This is a genomic window from Hallerella sp. (genome assembly GCF_022776125.1).
GTDB lineage: Bacteria > Fibrobacterota > Fibrobacteria > Fibrobacterales > Fibrobacteraceae > Hallerella > Hallerella succinigenes.
Map to the genome: position 1 here is coordinate 1 of NZ_JALFIA010000079.1, position 15,329 is coordinate 15,329.

14 protein-coding genes and 2 pseudogenes are annotated in these 15,329 nt (G+C 49.6%); 8 read left to right on the forward strand and 8 right to left on the reverse strand.

The annotated features are described in order from the left end of the window. A pseudogene (locus tag MR847_RS11095) lies at window positions 1-200 on the reverse strand (ATP-binding protein); the annotation flags it as partial. Window positions 201-394: 194 nt separating this feature from the next. After that, window positions 395-700 (reverse strand): annotated as a pseudogene (locus MR847_RS09175) (FISUMP domain-containing protein); the annotation flags it as partial. Between the two features lie 322 nt (window positions 701-1,022). Here MR847_RS09175 and MR847_RS09180 point away from each other — a divergent pair. From MR847_RS09180 to queC, 4 genes are read left to right on the forward strand one after another with little or no spacing between them, the layout of a single operon-like run. After that, window positions 1,023-2,873, forward strand: coding sequence for a DNA topoisomerase IV subunit B (locus tag MR847_RS09180; RefSeq protein ID WP_287723591.1), 1,851 nt, complete (start codon window positions 1,023-1,025; stop codon window positions 2,871-2,873). Next, window positions 2,873-5,446 (forward strand): DNA gyrase/topoisomerase IV subunit A, encoded by a 2,574-nt coding sequence (locus tag MR847_RS09185; RefSeq protein ID WP_287723592.1) that lies wholly within the window; start codon window positions 2,873-2,875, stop codon window positions 5,444-5,446. Before MR847_RS09180 ends, MR847_RS09185 begins: the two co-directional genes overlap by 1 nt. Before the next feature lie 12 nt (window positions 5,447-5,458). Then, a complete protein-coding gene (gene queF / locus MR847_RS09190) occupies window positions 5,459-5,944 on the forward strand; it encodes a preQ(1) synthase (protein WP_100426140.1) in 486 nt (161 codons plus the stop codon). 16 nt (window positions 5,945-5,960) lie between these two features. Next, window positions 5,961-6,659: a 7-cyano-7-deazaguanine synthase QueC gene (gene queC, locus MR847_RS09195; protein WP_100426139.1), complete on the forward strand. Its 699-nt coding sequence runs from the start codon at window positions 5,961-5,963 to the stop codon at window positions 6,657-6,659. A gap of 65 nt (window positions 6,660-6,724) precedes the next feature. On the opposite strand, the gene MR847_RS09200 is transcribed toward queC, so the two are convergent. From MR847_RS09200 to MR847_RS09225, 6 genes are read right to left on the reverse strand one after another with little or no spacing between them, the layout of a single operon-like run. Further along, a complete protein-coding gene (locus MR847_RS09200) occupies window positions 6,725-7,573 on the reverse strand; it encodes a tetratricopeptide repeat protein (protein ID WP_287723593.1) in 849 nt (282 codons plus the stop codon). Between the two features lie 57 nt (window positions 7,574-7,630). Further along, on the reverse strand, window positions 7,631-8,215 hold the full coding sequence (locus tag MR847_RS09205) for an OmpA family protein (RefSeq protein WP_287723594.1): 585 nt from the start codon (window positions 8,213-8,215) through the stop codon (window positions 7,631-7,633). Between the two features lie 4 nt (window positions 8,216-8,219). After that, the gene (locus tag MR847_RS09210) at window positions 8,220-9,509 is read right to left on the reverse strand and encodes a beta-propeller domain-containing protein (protein WP_287723595.1); all 1,290 of its coding nucleotides are present in this window, start codon (window positions 9,507-9,509) and stop codon (window positions 8,220-8,222) included. Between the two features lie 57 nt (window positions 9,510-9,566). Beyond that, the gene (locus tag MR847_RS09215; protein WP_100426136.1) at window positions 9,567-10,334 is read right to left on the reverse strand and encodes an energy transducer TonB; all 768 of its coding nucleotides are present in this window, start codon (window positions 10,332-10,334) and stop codon (window positions 9,567-9,569) included. Window positions 10,335-10,348: 14 nt separating this feature from the next. After that, window positions 10,349-10,744 carry an ExbD/TolR family protein gene (locus tag MR847_RS09220; RefSeq protein WP_100426135.1) on the reverse strand — a complete coding sequence of 132 codons (396 nt, stop codon included), beginning with the start codon at window positions 10,742-10,744 and terminating at the stop codon, window positions 10,349-10,351. Between the two features lie 9 nt (window positions 10,745-10,753). Beyond that, window positions 10,754-11,443 carry a MotA/TolQ/ExbB proton channel family protein gene (locus tag MR847_RS09225; RefSeq protein WP_287723596.1) on the reverse strand — a complete coding sequence of 230 codons (690 nt, stop codon included), beginning with the start codon at window positions 11,441-11,443 and terminating at the stop codon, window positions 10,754-10,756. Window positions 11,444-11,479: 36 nt separating this feature from the next. On the opposite strand from MR847_RS09225, the gene MR847_RS09230 reads away from it, so the two are divergent. From MR847_RS09230 to MR847_RS09245, 4 genes are read left to right on the forward strand one after another with little or no spacing between them, the layout of a single operon-like run. Continuing rightward, window positions 11,480-12,067: a carbohydrate-binding family 9-like protein gene (locus MR847_RS09230; RefSeq protein ID WP_277352385.1), complete on the forward strand. Its 588-nt coding sequence runs from the start codon at window positions 11,480-11,482 to the stop codon at window positions 12,065-12,067. A 14-nt stretch (window positions 12,068-12,081) separates the two neighbouring features. Continuing rightward, window positions 12,082-13,968 (forward strand): M23 family metallopeptidase, encoded by a 1,887-nt coding sequence (locus MR847_RS09235; protein ID WP_287723597.1) that lies wholly within the window; start codon window positions 12,082-12,084, stop codon window positions 13,966-13,968. Window positions 13,969-13,988: 20 nt separating this feature from the next. Then, window positions 13,989-15,122: a ribonuclease D gene (locus tag MR847_RS09240; protein ID WP_100426131.1), complete on the forward strand. Its 1,134-nt coding sequence runs from the start codon at window positions 13,989-13,991 to the stop codon at window positions 15,120-15,122. 7 nt (window positions 15,123-15,129) lie between these two features. Next, window positions 15,130-15,318 carry a twin-arginine translocase TatA/TatE family subunit gene (locus tag MR847_RS09245; protein ID WP_106519076.1) on the forward strand — a complete coding sequence of 63 codons (189 nt, stop codon included), beginning with the start codon at window positions 15,130-15,132 and terminating at the stop codon, window positions 15,316-15,318. Window positions 15,319-15,329: the final 11 nt, after the last annotated feature.

A 15,329-nucleotide genomic window follows, 5' to 3' on the forward strand; every position in this document is an offset into this window, starting at 1 on the left:
TTTGCCGAAATTTTCAACGCAGAAGGCAAGTAAGAAACCGGAATAGGCTTCAACCGGAGAATTTCATGGGCACGCCCATACAATGGCGATTTTTCGTCAAGGGCAACATCGAAGATCATCTGTTGCGACGAGCCGCAAATCACCAGGTTGAAGTTCAAGGACTTTTCGTCCAGCAGCTTCTGCAGCGTAGAGGGCAACATCTCGCAGGATTTCACAAGATACGGGAACTCGTCCAGGCAGAGCGTAGAGCCCTTCGCGCACCTGTAGTTGAAAGCCCTAAAAAGCGACTCCCAGTCGGGGTAGGTGACTGAATCAAAGCCCTCGTACCGGGTTTCAACAAGGTGGACTTGCCCAACCTGCGACGGCCACTTACCCGCCGTTGGCGGTTGGCAACCTAGTCCTTGAGGCAACGGACAGAGAACCCGGTGTAATTATCGCCGGTGCCGTCCAGGCTCGCGAAGTCGACGTCGTAGCCCAAGTACATGCAGTACGCGTTTAGGGACTTGTCCTCCGTAGAACTCCAGAACTGCGCGAAGCTGCCCTCGCTGTTGTATTTCCCAAGGAGGTCCCTGTAACCGGCAGGCAACGTCGAGAAACCGAAAGCATCCGTGCCGTTGCCGCTCACGCCTTTGAGGCTTCCCCAGCCGCTGGTGGACTTGAGGGCGGTACCGGCTTTCGAGCCCACAGCCGTGATCAGAGTCTTCCATTCATTTCCTTAAAATAATCTTACGGAAACGTAATCTAGAATTTATTTGGAACACATCTGTCCTAAATCTTTTTAGAATCGTGAAGAATCCACCACCGAAGGCGTAATTCATATGCATTTACGATTAAGTAGTAGTTATTCAACAACATGCATAGAACTCATTTATAGAATCAAATTTTCACTGCACACGAGTGCACTGTTTTGAATTTTTGTTATATTTGGTCTGTATTTTGGACCGAACCCGCAAGTTCGTTCCCGAATTTTACTCATTTTTGCACGCTTTGAATTCAATTAGACGATTTAGGTTCAAAAATTTATGGCAGTAAGATATACAGAAGACAATATTAAATCGTTGGAATGGCATGAACATATTCGGATGCGTCCGGGTATGTACATCGGCAAACTCGGGGACGGCCAGAGCCCTGACGACGGTATTTATGTGCTCGCAAAGGAAATCATCGATAACTCAATCGATGAATTCGTGATGGGCGCCGGCAAAAAAATTGAAATTACGATTGAAGACCGTGAAGTCCGCGTCCGTGACTATGGGCGAGGAATTCCTCTCGGTAAAGTCGTGGACTGCGTTTCCAAGATGAATACCGGTGGCAAATACGATTCCGAAGCGTTCCAGAAGTCTGTCGGTTTAAACGGCGTCGGTACCAAGGCTGTGAACGCCCTTTCCGACAAGTTTATCGTCCAGAGTTTCCGTGACGGCAAGTGCAAAAAGGCGGAATTCAGCAAGGGCGTCCTCATCAAAGAATACGGGGAATGCAAATCGGACGAAAAGACCGGTACAGAGATCATCTTTACGCCGGATGCGACGATTTTCAACAAGAATTACCGCTATCTTCCGGCTTACATGGAAGAAAAGATTTGGAACTACGCCTATCTGAACACAGGCCTTACCCTGGTGATGAACGGCAAGGTTTACACGAGCGAAAATGGCCTTCTCGATTTGCTCAAGGGCCGTGTCGACGACACCCTCCGCTATCCGATTGCCCACCTAAAGACGAAAGATATCGAAATCGCCTTCACGCACGGCAACCAGTACGGCGAACACTACTTCAGCTTTGTGAACGGTCAGCACACGACCCAGGGCGGTACCCACCAGCAGGCTTTCCGCGAAGGCTTTGTGAAAGGCGTCCGCGACCACTTTAAAAAGGACCTCGATCCGTCGGATATCCGCAACTGCATCATCGCTGCAATCGCCGTCCGCATCCAGGAACCGGTTTTTGAATCCCAGACCAAAACAAAGCTCGGCAGCACCACGACGGCTCCGGGCGGTCCATCTCTCCGCACCTGGATTGTCGACTTCGTTTCGACCGAAGTGGACAATTACCTGCACAAGTATCCGGAAGCGGAAAAGGCTCTCCTTACCCGCATCCAGCAAAGCGAACGCGAACGCAAGGATATCGCAGGCATCCGTAAACTCGCCAACGAACGCGCCCGCAAGGCGAACCTGAACAACAAAAAGCTTCGCGACTGCAAGGTGCATTTAACAGATGCCAAGAATCCGGTTCACAAGGAAACCATGATCTTCCTGACCGAAGGTGACTCTGCATCGGGTACACTGACCAAGGCGCGCAACGTGCAAAACCAGGCTGTCTTTAGCCTGCGCGGTAAGCCGCTCAACAGCTTCGGCCTTACCAAAAAAGTCGTTTACGAAAACGAAGAATTCAATTTGTTGCAGCACGCGCTCGACATCGAGAACGGTCTCGATTCTCTTCGTTACGATAAGGTCATTATCGCAACCGATGCCGATGTGGACGGTATGCATATTCGACTGCTGCTCATGACATTCTTCTTGCAGTTCTTCCCGGAACTTGTAGAACAACGTCATCTTTACATTTTGCAGACCCCGCTTTTCCGCGTTCGCAATTCCAAGAAGAACAAAGTTCTTTATTGCTACGACGAAACGGAACGTGACGAAGCTGCCCAAGTTCTTGCCGGCAAGGATTTGGAAATCAGCCGATTCAAAGGTCTTGGTGAAATCAACCCGGATGAATTCCGCCAGTTCATCGGTGAAACGATGCGCCTCGAAAGCGTTGTTTCACCTCCAGACGCTTCTCTTGGCAAAATGCTCGGCTACTATATGGGCAAGAACACACCGGAACGTCAGAACCGCATTGTGCAAAACCTACGCGCTAACGCGGTGGAGGAACTGTAATGAGTGATATCGAAGATAAGTACGCAAACGCTCCCGAAGCCGACGTCAAGAGCGATACCGCGATTCTCGGACTTTCGAACGCGAACCATTTGGAAAAGCTTTACGACGGTTGGTTCCTCGACTATGCGAGCTATGTGATTCTCGACCGTGCCGTTCCGTATTTTGAAGACGGTTTGAAACCGGTGCAACGCCGTATTCTGCACACGCTCTCCGAAATGAACAACGGTCACCTGATCAAGGTGGCGAACGTGGTCGGCGCGACAATGCGCTACCATCCACACGGAGACTCATCCATCTATACAGCCCTTGTCGGTCTCGGTCAAAAGGACTTGCTGATCGATACGCAAGGAAACTGGGGAAACCCGCTAACAGGCGACGGTGCCGCCGCAGGCCGTTATATCGAAGGCCGTCTTTCGCAGTTTGCGCAAGAAATCCTTTTTAATCCGGAAACCACCGAATGGATTCCAAACTACGACGGTACCCGCAAGGAACCGGTCACTCTCCCGGCCAAGTTCCCACTGCTCCTCGCGCAGGGCGTGGACGGTATTGCAGTTGGTCTTTCGACCTACATCCTGCCACACAACTTTAACGAACTCTGCGAAGCAAGCGTCGCCTATCTCAAGGGCAAAAAGTTCACGTTGTACCCGGACTTCTTTACCGGCGGTACAATCGACGTTTCCCATTATGACGACGGTGCCCGTGGCGGAAAGATCAAAGTTCGTGCGAAAATCGAAGTCCAAGACGCAAAGACCCTCGTCATCAGCGAAATTCCTTACGGCACAACGACCGGCTCCCTCATCGAATCGATTGTCGCCGCCAACGACAAGGGCAAAATCAAAATCAAGCGCGTGGACGACGACACCGCTCAAAACGTTGAAATCGTGATTCACCTTTTGCCGGGTTCCGAACCGCAGAAGATGATCGAAGCGCTTTACGCCTTCACGGACTGCGAAAAGTCGCTTTCTCCATGTACCTGCGTCATCATCGACAAAAAGCCTTGCTTTACCACGACCTCTGAGCTCTTAAAGTTGAGCGTCGACCACACAAAGCATTTGCTCAAGTGGGAACTCGAAAACGACCTGAAGCACACGCAAGAAAAGTGGCACGCGACCAGCCTCGAAAAGATCTTCATCGAAAAAGAAGTCTACGAAGTCATGAAAAAGGCGAAAGACCACGACGAAATGATCCAGCTGATCGATGAAGGCTTAAAGCCGTTCACGAAAAAGCTCCGTCGCGAAGTGACGACCGAAGACATCGAAAAGCTTGCCGCACTCCCGATGTCGAAAATCGCCCGCTTTAACCGTAAAAAGGCCGATGAACTTTTGAAAAGCTTGGACGACCACATTGCGGAAATCCATGCCAATTTGGAAAACATCATCGATTATACCGTCGCCCACTTCAAAAACATCCAAAAGAAGTACGGAGCAGGCCGCGAACGCAAAACGCAGATCGCGGAATTCGGCAAGGTCGATGCAGTGCACGTCGCCATGGCCAACCAGAAGTTCTACGTGAACCGCAAGGAAGGCTTTATCGGAACCGATCTTAAAAAGGAAGAATACCTGTTCGACGTTTCCGAATACGACGACATCATCGTGTTCAAGAACGACGGTTCCTACAAAATCGTAAAAGTTTCTGCAAAGGACTTCGTCGGCAAAGACATCGTTCTTGTCGAAAAATTCAACAAGGACGACGAACGCCGCATTTACAACGTCATTTACCAAGACGGTAAAGACGGTCCGGCTCTTATCAAGCGCTTTAACGTCGGCGGCATTACCCGTAACAAAGATTACCCGATGGGCAAGGGCAAGCCGGGCACAAAGATTCTTTACATTTCTTCGAATGCCAACGGCGAAGCGGGAACGGTCAAGGTCGTTCTCAAGCCACGTCCACGCGTCAAGCTCAACTTCGAAGTGGACTTCTCCGAAGTCGAAATCAAGGGCCGTAACGCAGTCGGTAACATTGTGACCAAGTACCCGGTCCGTTCGATTAAAAAGGTAAGCGACGGCGAAAGCACGCTCGGCGCCAAGATCTTCTACTTCGACGCCATTTCCGGCATCGTCAGTACCCAAAAGAAGGGCGACCGCATCGGAGCCTTCGAAGACGAAGAAAAGCTGATTTCCATCCGCAACAACGGTATGGCAAAGCTCCACGAAATGAAGGATCCGATTCTTGTCGGCACGGATATTCTCTATCTTGGCAAGTACGATCCGAAGCGCGTCTTCACCGTTTTGTACTTTGAAGGCGAAAACTTCAATTACATGGTCAAGCGCTTTACGCTCGAAACCTGCCCGACGACGACCGAATTCAACATCCTTTCCGATCATCCGGATACCAAGATGATTGAATTCTTCTCTACGGAAGACGCCCGCGTGACAATGGATTATCAGTCCGGTCACAAGGTGGAACAGGAAGAACTCGATCTGACGGAACTCGCCGAAATCAAGACATACAAGGCTTTGGGCAGTAAGTTCACAGCCAAGAAGGTCAAGAGATTCACCCGAATCAAGGGCGCCGCCCATGAAGAAGAAAGCAGCGTCCATTCGGATTCCGAGTCCCCGGATCTCTTTGGATAAAAGGAGACTTGGATGAGCCGTTCCGAAAATGAACTCGAAGGCGTCACGTTGCTTGGCAATCAAAACACCAAGTACACTTACGATTACAATCCGAAGTTGCTTGAAAAGTTTCCGAACAAGCATCCCGAAAATGACTACATGGTGATGCTGAACTGCCCGGAATTCACTTCGCTTTGCCCGAAGACCGGTCAGCCGGACTTTGCCGACATCCACATCAACTACATTCCGGATCAGTCCATTGTGGAATCCAAATCGCTGAAGCTGTATCTGTTCAGCTTCCGCAATCACGGCGACTTTCATGAAGACTGTGTGAACATCATCATGAAGGATCTGATTGCGCTCATGGATCCGAAATACATTGAAGTGGAAGGAGTGTTCATGCCGCGTGGCGGAATTTCGATATACCCGTTCGCCTGCTACGGCAAACCGGGAACCGTTTACGAAACCCGTGCAACGGACCGTCTTTTCGCCTCGATCGACAGACGTTCTCACAAGTAACTTTAGGAAGTCCAAAATGAAAAAAGCGATTGTCCTTTCTTCGGGCGGTGTGGATTCCTCCGTGTGTGTAGCCATGGCGGTTGAAAAATTCGGCAGTGAAAACGTGGCAACGGCCTCGATCTTTTACGGTCAAAAGCACGACAAGGAACTCAAAGCAGCGAAAGCAATCGCAAACTTCTACAAGCTTCCCCATTACGAGTTCGACCTTTCCTCGGTCATGCAGTATTCGAACTGCTCGCTCCTTTCCGGTTCTACAGAAAAAATTTCGCACAAGAGCTACGCCGAGCAGATCGCGGAACAAGGTCCTGACGGAAACGGAAAAGTTTCCACGTATGTGCCTTTCCGCAACGGACTCATGCTGAGCGTGTGCGCAAGCCTTGCCCAGAGCCTCTTTGAAAAAGACGAAGTCACGCTCTACTTAGGCGCTCACGGAGACGACGCCGCAGGCAACGCCTATGCGGACTGCAGCACGGACTTTGTGAATACCATGGGAAAGGCGATTTCTATTGGAACCTATGGACTCGTGAAAGTCAAAGCCCCCTTCGCAGGAATGTCCAAAGCGGACGTGGTGAAAAAAGGTCTCGATTTGAAGGTCCCGTTTGAATTTACCTGGAGCTGCTACGAAGGCGGGGAAAAGCCCTGCGGAACCTGCGGAACATGCATCGACCGCGCCAAGGCTTTTGCCGAAAACGGCGTTAAAGATCCAGCACTCTAAAAGATAATTGACAAAAAAAGGCTCTACTTCGCAGTAAAGCCTTTTTTCAACGTCTCTGATAACTGTTACTTCTTCGTCGAATCCACAGGAGCAGGTTCCGTTGCCGTTTCGCTGTTCAGAATCGTTTCGAGAATTTCCGCAGCTTGCAAGAATTCATTCGAATCGGAGCAGCTCTTCGTACCGAGAATCGTCTGCAGATACTGTTTCTGTGTTTTCAAATCTCCTTCCGAGGCGGCGATATTCGAAAGTTTCAAGAGCGAAGCGCAGGTCTTCGGAGCGTCCGGGAAAGCCTTGACGACGCGTCCAAAGACAACCTTTGCCTTATCCATCTGATTTGCATCCGCAAGGCAGACGCCCATCCAATAAAGAGCATCACTTGCGATTTGACCCTTCTTGGATTCTTCATAGATCTGCTTGAATTCCGAATAAGCGAGCTTGACTTCACCCTTGTGATAGTCTGCACGAGCCGTATTGAACAGCGAATCAAGAGTCTGCATCTTTTCTGCAGAAATCGCATCGCTGTCTGCCGGAGCCACAGCCGTTTGACCATTCACCACCACTTTTTTCGAAAGGATTTTGTCGGATTTGCCGAGAAGCAAGTCCAAACGGTAGAGCAACTCTTCGTGGTGGCTGTCGTTACGATCGCTGATTTCTGCAATCTTGGAAGAGAGCATGGAAAGTTCCACTTTCATCCGTTTTTGCACCAAAGCGAGCGAGTCGATTACCTGTTCTAAGGAATCAATACGAGCCTTGGATGCTTCCGTCGAAGCTTTCACTTCCTCTTTTACTTCTTGCACATCTTTCTTCACATCATCGCCGACCGCTTTCATCTCCTTTGTACGGAGAAGTGTCACGCTTGAGCAAGACGTGAGTGCAAAAGCACAAATCAAAGATCCGAGAATCAAACGTTTCATGAAGACCTCAAAATCAAAAGGTTCTCCCAGCGACGAGAGCTGGGAATCTAAAGTCGCTTACTTCTTGATGTTGACCTTGAAATTCGCACGGCGGTTCTGGGCATAAGCTTCTTCGCTTTCGCCAGCAGCCTTCGGCTTTTCCTTGCCGTAGCTCACCGTTTCCATACGTTCATTGCCCACACCGTAAGCGGAGAGGAATTCCTTCACCTTCATCGCGCGCTTGCTGCCGAGAGTCATGTTGTAATCTTCGGTACCACGAGCATCCGTATGGCCTTCCACGACAATCACAAAGCGCGGTTCCTTCAACAGGATGTCGCCGACCTGGGTCAAGATTTCCTTCGCCTTTTCGGTGAGTTCGGACTTGTCAAAGTCAAAGTAAACATCGTCCGACATGAGTTCGTTAATGAGCTTTTCTACGCGAGCGCGTTCGGCTTCCAAGCGTTCTGATTCAAGGCGTTCCGCTTCCAAGCGAGCCTTTTCCAAAGAATCCGCCTTCGCCGGAGCCGCGGCAGCGGTATCTTCAGCGGAAACAGCCGCCGGTTCTTCCTTCACCACCGGATTTACAGGTGGCTTATTCTTGGAGCATGCGACAATAGCAAATGCCGTAGCTGCAGAAATAGTCAGCAAAAGAATCTTTTTCATTGTTCTACCATCCTTCATTTTGAATTGAAATTTGTTTCTGACGTTCCGGCGAATACCAGGACCACGTCGGTGCGGTATTGTCGCCGCTGTTCGTAATGCGCGTGACATTTGTGCCGTCCTTGCGCATGATATAAATCTGATGCGAGCCCGAGCGATCGCTAGAGAAGGCAATCAGCATGCCGTCCGGAGACCAAGTCGGATGTTCGTTGTTGCCCGCATTGCTCGTGAGCTGCACAATGTCCGAACCGTCGATGGCGCAGGTGTAGATATTCATCTTTCCGCCGTCCATCGAAGTGTAGACGATACGATCCCCCTGCGGAGACCAGGAAGCGCGTTCATTATAATTGCCCATGAAAGTCACACGGCGCGCATCACTACCGTCCCTGCCCATGACAAAGATTTGCGGACTACCGCCACGGTCACTCGTATAAAGGATTTCCGTTCCAAACGGGCTCCAAGAAGGGCTCACCTGCGAAGCGCGTCCGTACATCACCTTATGATTGGCACCGGTCTTCGGATCGCCCAAATAAACCGTGGTCGTATTGCCGTGAATGGCCGCAAACAAAACTTCACCTGTTTTCGGATTTACCGCCGGACTAAAGGTCTGCGACTTATCCGGGAACAGGCGACGTTCCTTGCTCGTATAAAGTTCCCGTTCAAAAAGCTGAGCTTTTCCATTGCGGAAGCTCACGTAGATAATCGAATTGTTGTCCTTCGTCCAGGTTGGCATCATGCTGATTGTCGTATCATGAGTCAACTGACGACGGTTATAACCATCGTAGTCTGCGACCACAATCTGCTTCACGCCATCGACTTTAGAAACCCAGGCGAGCTCCGTCGAAGCGATGCCGAATTCACCCCAGAGCTGTTTCACGACCTTGTCCACAAAATCATGGAGAGCTGCGCGCACATCCTTCTGCGCCACCTTGTAAGCTTCCCCGAGGATCAAATCCTTGGTCTGTGTCGCATACAGATAGCAAGAAAGCTTCACCTTGGAACCTTCCGCCTTTTGCAGTTTTCCCGTCACATAGAACTTTGCACCGGCGCGAACAAAAGTCACCATTTTGAAAGTCGGGCTTTCCACGACCGAAAAACGGCCCGAAAGTTCAAAGTCCCGTTTTAAAACTTGATCCGGTTTCGAGGAAATCGCTTCAAAATCCGCTTCTTGATCAAATGGTACAAGACCTATCGGCATCGTATTCGACACCGCGATTCCAACATCGACAGAAATCGTATCGACCAAAGCAAAAGAGCTTGTACAGGCGACAAAAAGAGCAAAAGCAAAAAATTTCAATTTTGATAGCATCATTTCAATAATACAAAGTTTTTAATCCCCCAGCCGTGTGCCAGCTCAATTCGGCGTAAAGTTGAAGTTGAGCGACAGCGCAGGTGCACGATAGTTCGGCGGAAGTTCCGGGAGTTTGGAAATCTTGATGGCTCGCACCGAAAGATTATCCCATGTCTTATTTCCCGAAGATCGTCTTAACGAAATATCCGTGATGTTGCCAAAGCGGTCCACCGTAAACTGTACCGAAGTCTTCGTACTCTTTGTCACATTCAAACCTGAAGGCGGATTGAAGTGCTGCATAATGATTTGCTTTAAGCGTTCCAGGTACACCTGCATCAGCGGGTCCATATCCACGTAGCCGACAGGATTCAAACCGGATTCTTCAGCGATTTCGTCGGGAAGATCCATGTCTTCGGGCAAATCCATCGTTTCTTCTACCGGTTCTTCCTGCGGTTCTTCCGGTTCGGGCTGCGGTTCTGGTTCCGGCTTCGGTTCTTCCTTTGCGATTTTCGGTTCGGGCGGAAGTTCTTTTTTCACTTCCGGCTTCGGCTTAGGCTGTTCCTTTTTTACTTCTTTCGGTGGCTCGGGCTTCGGCGGCTGCTTTTTAGGGCGAGCCTTGGGAGGGGCTACCTTCTGCGGTTGCTGGAGTTGCACCAATTCAAAAATTTTGACCGGTTCCGGTTCCCTTTCAAAATTCAACTTGTTCAAAACGACGATGCCAATCACTATCATCAAATGAAAGCACAAAGAAATCGCGACAATCTTCGGGAGCTTGCCGTTCCATCCACTCTGAAAGAATGGAGTATTCTCTTTTTGCTTCTTTGCTGCCATGACCTATACGCGTTTTACTTTTCGTCCGGGAGAGTCAAGAATCCGAGTTTGGTGACTCCCGCATTCTGCACAAGCGACACGACCTTCATCACATGGCCGTAATCCACCGATGCGTCGGCATTGATAACGACCGGCATGTTTCCATCCCACAGCGATTTGAAAATGCTGTTGAAATCCTTCAACTTCACCTTCATATCGGCGACGTAGATATCACTCTGCTTATTGATGGAAACCTTCAACATCTTTTCCTGTTCCATCGTCGGGGCTTCCGCCTTCGGAAGTTCCACCTTGATCCCCTGACTCATCAACGGAGCGGAAATGAGGAACACGATGAGAATCGCGAACACGACGTCGATCATGTTCGTGAGATTCATCTCTTGGTTAATCGGTTTACCGCGACTGCGCTTCACAAGAACTCCTTAGCCTGCGACTTCTTCAAGAGCGAGAAGGTCACCGCGTTTGAAGAGACTGAGCATGCGGCTGCCAAAGTTGTAATAAGCGATTTCATTTTCACCCGTACGGGAGACAAAATAGTTGTAAGAGCCCGAAGCCGGAATAGCGACCACAAGGCCCGCCACCGTCGTGATCAAAGCCATTGCAATACCCGGAGCGACGACTGCCAAATCCGCAGAGCCGTGCTGACCGATTTCAAAGAAAGCCGTCATAATGCCCCAAACCGTACCGAGAAGGCCGAAGAACGGGGCGAGGTTTGCACACATACCGAGGAAGTTCACATGACGGTTTTCATTCAAGCGGATACCTTCAATCGAGCGCTGGATCGTATCTTCCAAAAGGGATGCTCGATGCTGAATGGAATCATAACTCACAAAATTACTGAACTTGGACGCTTCAATCAGGACTTCTTCCGTCAAGCTCTTCAGCGCGCTAGCTCCGCTGTTATCGCAAAGATCCTTCAAGTCCACAAAACGTTCGATTTTTTCAAACTGGCGGTAGAAGACTGCGTTCGCATGCTGGTTCTTCTTAAAGAAAATCATTTTGACAATGATGATTCCCCAACACATAAGCGACATCACGGCCAAAATACAAAGAATAACCATCGTTGCGACATCGGAGTCGCGCACCATCTGAATGACAGGCAAATCGAGCATGGAACCTCCCTAAAAAGTCCAAAAACAATCTAGCAAATTTGCTTTGACAAAAATGTTGTTAGATTTCAAAATATGAAACTTATTCCGAACGGCCGTTGGGATAACGGCGATGAAAATACGCTTCCCCAAGTGATTGTCCACATTTTGAAGGACCACCATTTTTTGCACGTGCGCTTCCAAGTGACAGAGCCCGACGAATGCTACGCCGCAACAGTTGACCATGACGGTGGGCACGCCTGGGAAGACAGTTGCGTGGAGATTTTCGTGAAAGCCCTCGATTCCGCGAACGAATACATCAACTTTGAATTCACAAGCAAAGGTTTTTGCTACGCGGCAAGAGGTTTGAACCGCGAGCACCGCAAGGAATTTTTGCAAACCCAGTATTCGCAGATTCTGCGTTCCAAAACCGAACCGGTTTTTGAAAACGGCAAGGTGACCTGGGAACTTCGCGTTTCCATTCCGGGATTCTTGATAGGCTGCCGCAATCTTTCGATCGCAGAAATCTACGGAAATATTTACAAGTGCGGCGACAAGACGCGCCGTCCGCATCACTTGGTGCATTTCCCGGTGAATACCGAAAAGCCGGACTTTCACCAACCGCGTTTTTTCAAAAAACTGATCTAAGAAAAAAGGATAGGATGATGAAAAAATGGAAGGGGATTTTTCCCGGGACTCTTGCGATTTCTGCAGGAGTCCTTTTTGCCGCAGACTCGATTTATGTTCCCTTTGGAAAACTAGGCTATTTGAGCAGTTCTTTTGGCGAAAACCGCGGAACACGTTACCATGCGGGCATTGACTATTCGACAGAAATGAAGGAAGGCTTCCCTTCCATCGCACCGGAAGACGGTAAAATTGTACAGGTCAAGGTTTCGCCTTACGCCTATGGCAAGGTCGTCTATTTTGAAGACAAGCTCGGCCGCACATGGGTCTTTGCCCATCAAAGCGGGTTTTCCAAGCACTTGGATTCTTTAATCCGCTATACGCAGAAAAAAACGAAAAAGAACGACGTTTCTTTGGTGAATCCGAAAATTCCCGCCTTCCACAAAGGCGATACCATTTCGTACACGGGAAGTTCAGGCATCGGAAATCCCCATTTGCACCTGGAACTGCGCTTCGGGGAACACCTTGTAAACGCTTGCCATCACAACGTGCTTTGCGGTGACACACTGGATCCGCTGATTCTCGGAGCAGCCGTTTTCCAAGGGGAAGACGTAGCGCTGACCGGCGAAGAAGATTTGAAAAACGGTTGCATTGAAGTTCCCGACATTCGCAACCGCGAAGACTCCCTCCGCTTTACCTTTAAAATTGCGGATTACAGTCGCGAACCTTTAGACAACCCGATGTCCGTGCGCCGCGTGACGCTCAAAAAAGGCAACGAAACCATTGGAGAAATCATCAAGGACACCCTGCATTTCTCCTCGATGCTTCAGATCCGCGAGGAACTTCTCTGGGCAGAAGAAGCGGACACCGCAGGCGACTGGCATTACATCCCGAATCCGTACAAATTAAATCCCGGCGATACGCTGACCTTTGAAACCGAAGACATGAACTATCGCATTTCCAAACGCAAACTCATCCTTGCCGAAAAATGCAACGGTCCAAAGCCTAGGATGCGCGGAAACTTCCAAAATCCGGAAATGTTCTCGTTCCTCAGCCGAACCTGGATCGGTTTGGATCTTTGCAAATCCGATTCTTTGAAGACGAACTTCCGCTTTTTCGGAAAGGGAATGCCGGTCCTTGACAGCGAAGGAAAAGAGCTGAATCCCTGCGAAGCCTTCCCTATAGAACCTCAACCTTTGGGAAAAATTCTTGCGCTCTACCCCAACTTAGACGAAATCCGTTTGGAACAGAATGGAAAAGCGGATACGATCCGCGTTACAGAAATTCCGGCAGATGCCAAGGATTTTTCTTGGGAAACAACCTTCAGCAGTAAAAAGATCTCTCAATCCGTGACAAAGCTTGCCGATGTGCCGTGGACAAGAACCTTTGCCGTCCGCAAGTTTGCAAATGACAGTGTTCCCGCTTACGAATTTCATCCGAAGGGACTGCACTTTTGGGGAGCTTGGACGGTTTCGTTCGATGCAAAGCTCGCCAACGCTCCGCTATATTACCTCGGCGAAACAACGCGCCTTTGGTTTTACTTTAGCAAGCAAAAGAAGACGAAGCAAACGCGTTTCACGAGCATGAATGAACTCCGCGACATCGGCTTTATCGAAGACAGGACCGCGCCGGAACTCGGCGATGTCCGTTTGGATTCCGCTGTTATCGCGGGAAAGATGTCTCCGGTTCTTCGCATTCCGGTCATCGAAAAAGAATCCGGCATCGAAAACGGAAACGCTATCGAGGCTTCGGCAAAAGGTATGCCTTATATTTATGCGGAATACGATTCCGAGCCGAAGGAACTTGTCTTTATCCTGAGCGATTTGCCGCCTGCCGGTCAAAAATTCCAGGTCCGGATTCGCGATGAAGCGGGCAACGCCAAAACCTTCCAAATCAAAGTGCCTTCCGCATCGAAAGCGGAATAAGTATTTATATTACAATTCATATGGTAAACGATCCGTACATTCTCGTAGCAGACCAAGAGTCTCTCGATAAGCTTATCGAGGACTTGTCTCTCTACGAAATCGCAGCGGTCGACACGGAAGCCGATTCGATGTACCATTATACGGTACGTCTCTGCTTAATACAGATTACCATCGGTGAGCATCATTACATTGTCGATCCGTTTGCTCCGATTGACATTACCCCGATCTTTAAAACACGCGCCATGAACAGTTTGATTCTGCACGGCGCCGATTACGACTTGCGCATGCTCTGGCATCATTACCGGTTCTCTCCCAAGCACGTTTTCGATACGATGATCGCCGCAAAATTCCTCGGCGAAGAAGGTCTGGGTTACGCAAGTCTTGTCCGCAAATATTTTGGCATCGATCTTCCCAAGGACAATCAGAAGTCCGACTGGACAACACGTCCGTTACCGCCTGACATGTGCGAATACGCGATTCACGATACCTTCTATTTGCATGAACTCTGTGCAAAGCTTGGCGAACAGCTCAAAGCCCAAGGAAAATTCACCTGGATGATCGAGACCTGCAACGAACTGATTGAAAAAGCGCGTCAAAAAAAGGAAGAAGATCCGGAACGTTGGCGCATTTCGGGTTCGTTCCGTTTGCAATCCAAGTCTTTGAACATTCTGAAGCACATTTGGGAATGGCGCGAAAAGGAAGCCGAAAAGCTGGACCGTCCGCCGTATAAGGTTTTTGGCAACGAACTGATGCTCGCCATAGTCCGATCCGCTACCTATTCCTTCCCGGAACTTCGAGAAGATTACCTGCCAAAACTCCCCCGAAACTTTTTTGGGGAACGTCGCACCGACTTTTTAACGATGCTGCAAAACGCCATGCAGGTTCCCGAATCCGAATGGCCCGAAGAAAATCAGAAGGTTCCTCCTCCGCTGATCAGTCCGGACGGCGAGCTCATCGACACTTTGAAGGAATGGCGAAACGAACGCGCCGCAGAGCTCCATTTGGACGGGGCTATGCTTGCTAATCGGGCGCAGTTGATCGCCCTAGCCTCCCCTATCGGTTTGACCTGGGATGACCGTTATGACGCGGCGCATTTCTTGAACTGGCAGCGCACCATTTGGAATGGCATTTTGCACAACAAATTAATCCATTGAGGTTCTCATGAACATTGGAATTCCAGAACTTTTGTTGTTGGTTTTCTTGGCAATTCTCCTTTTAGGAGCCCGCCGCATTCCGGAACTCGGAGCCTCTTTGGGCAAGGCACTTCGCGAATTCCGCAAGGCGAAAAAAGATATCGAAGACGAAAAGTCTTCGGAAGACTCCAAGAACGATTCCAACGGTAACGCTTAAGGCTTTTGCCG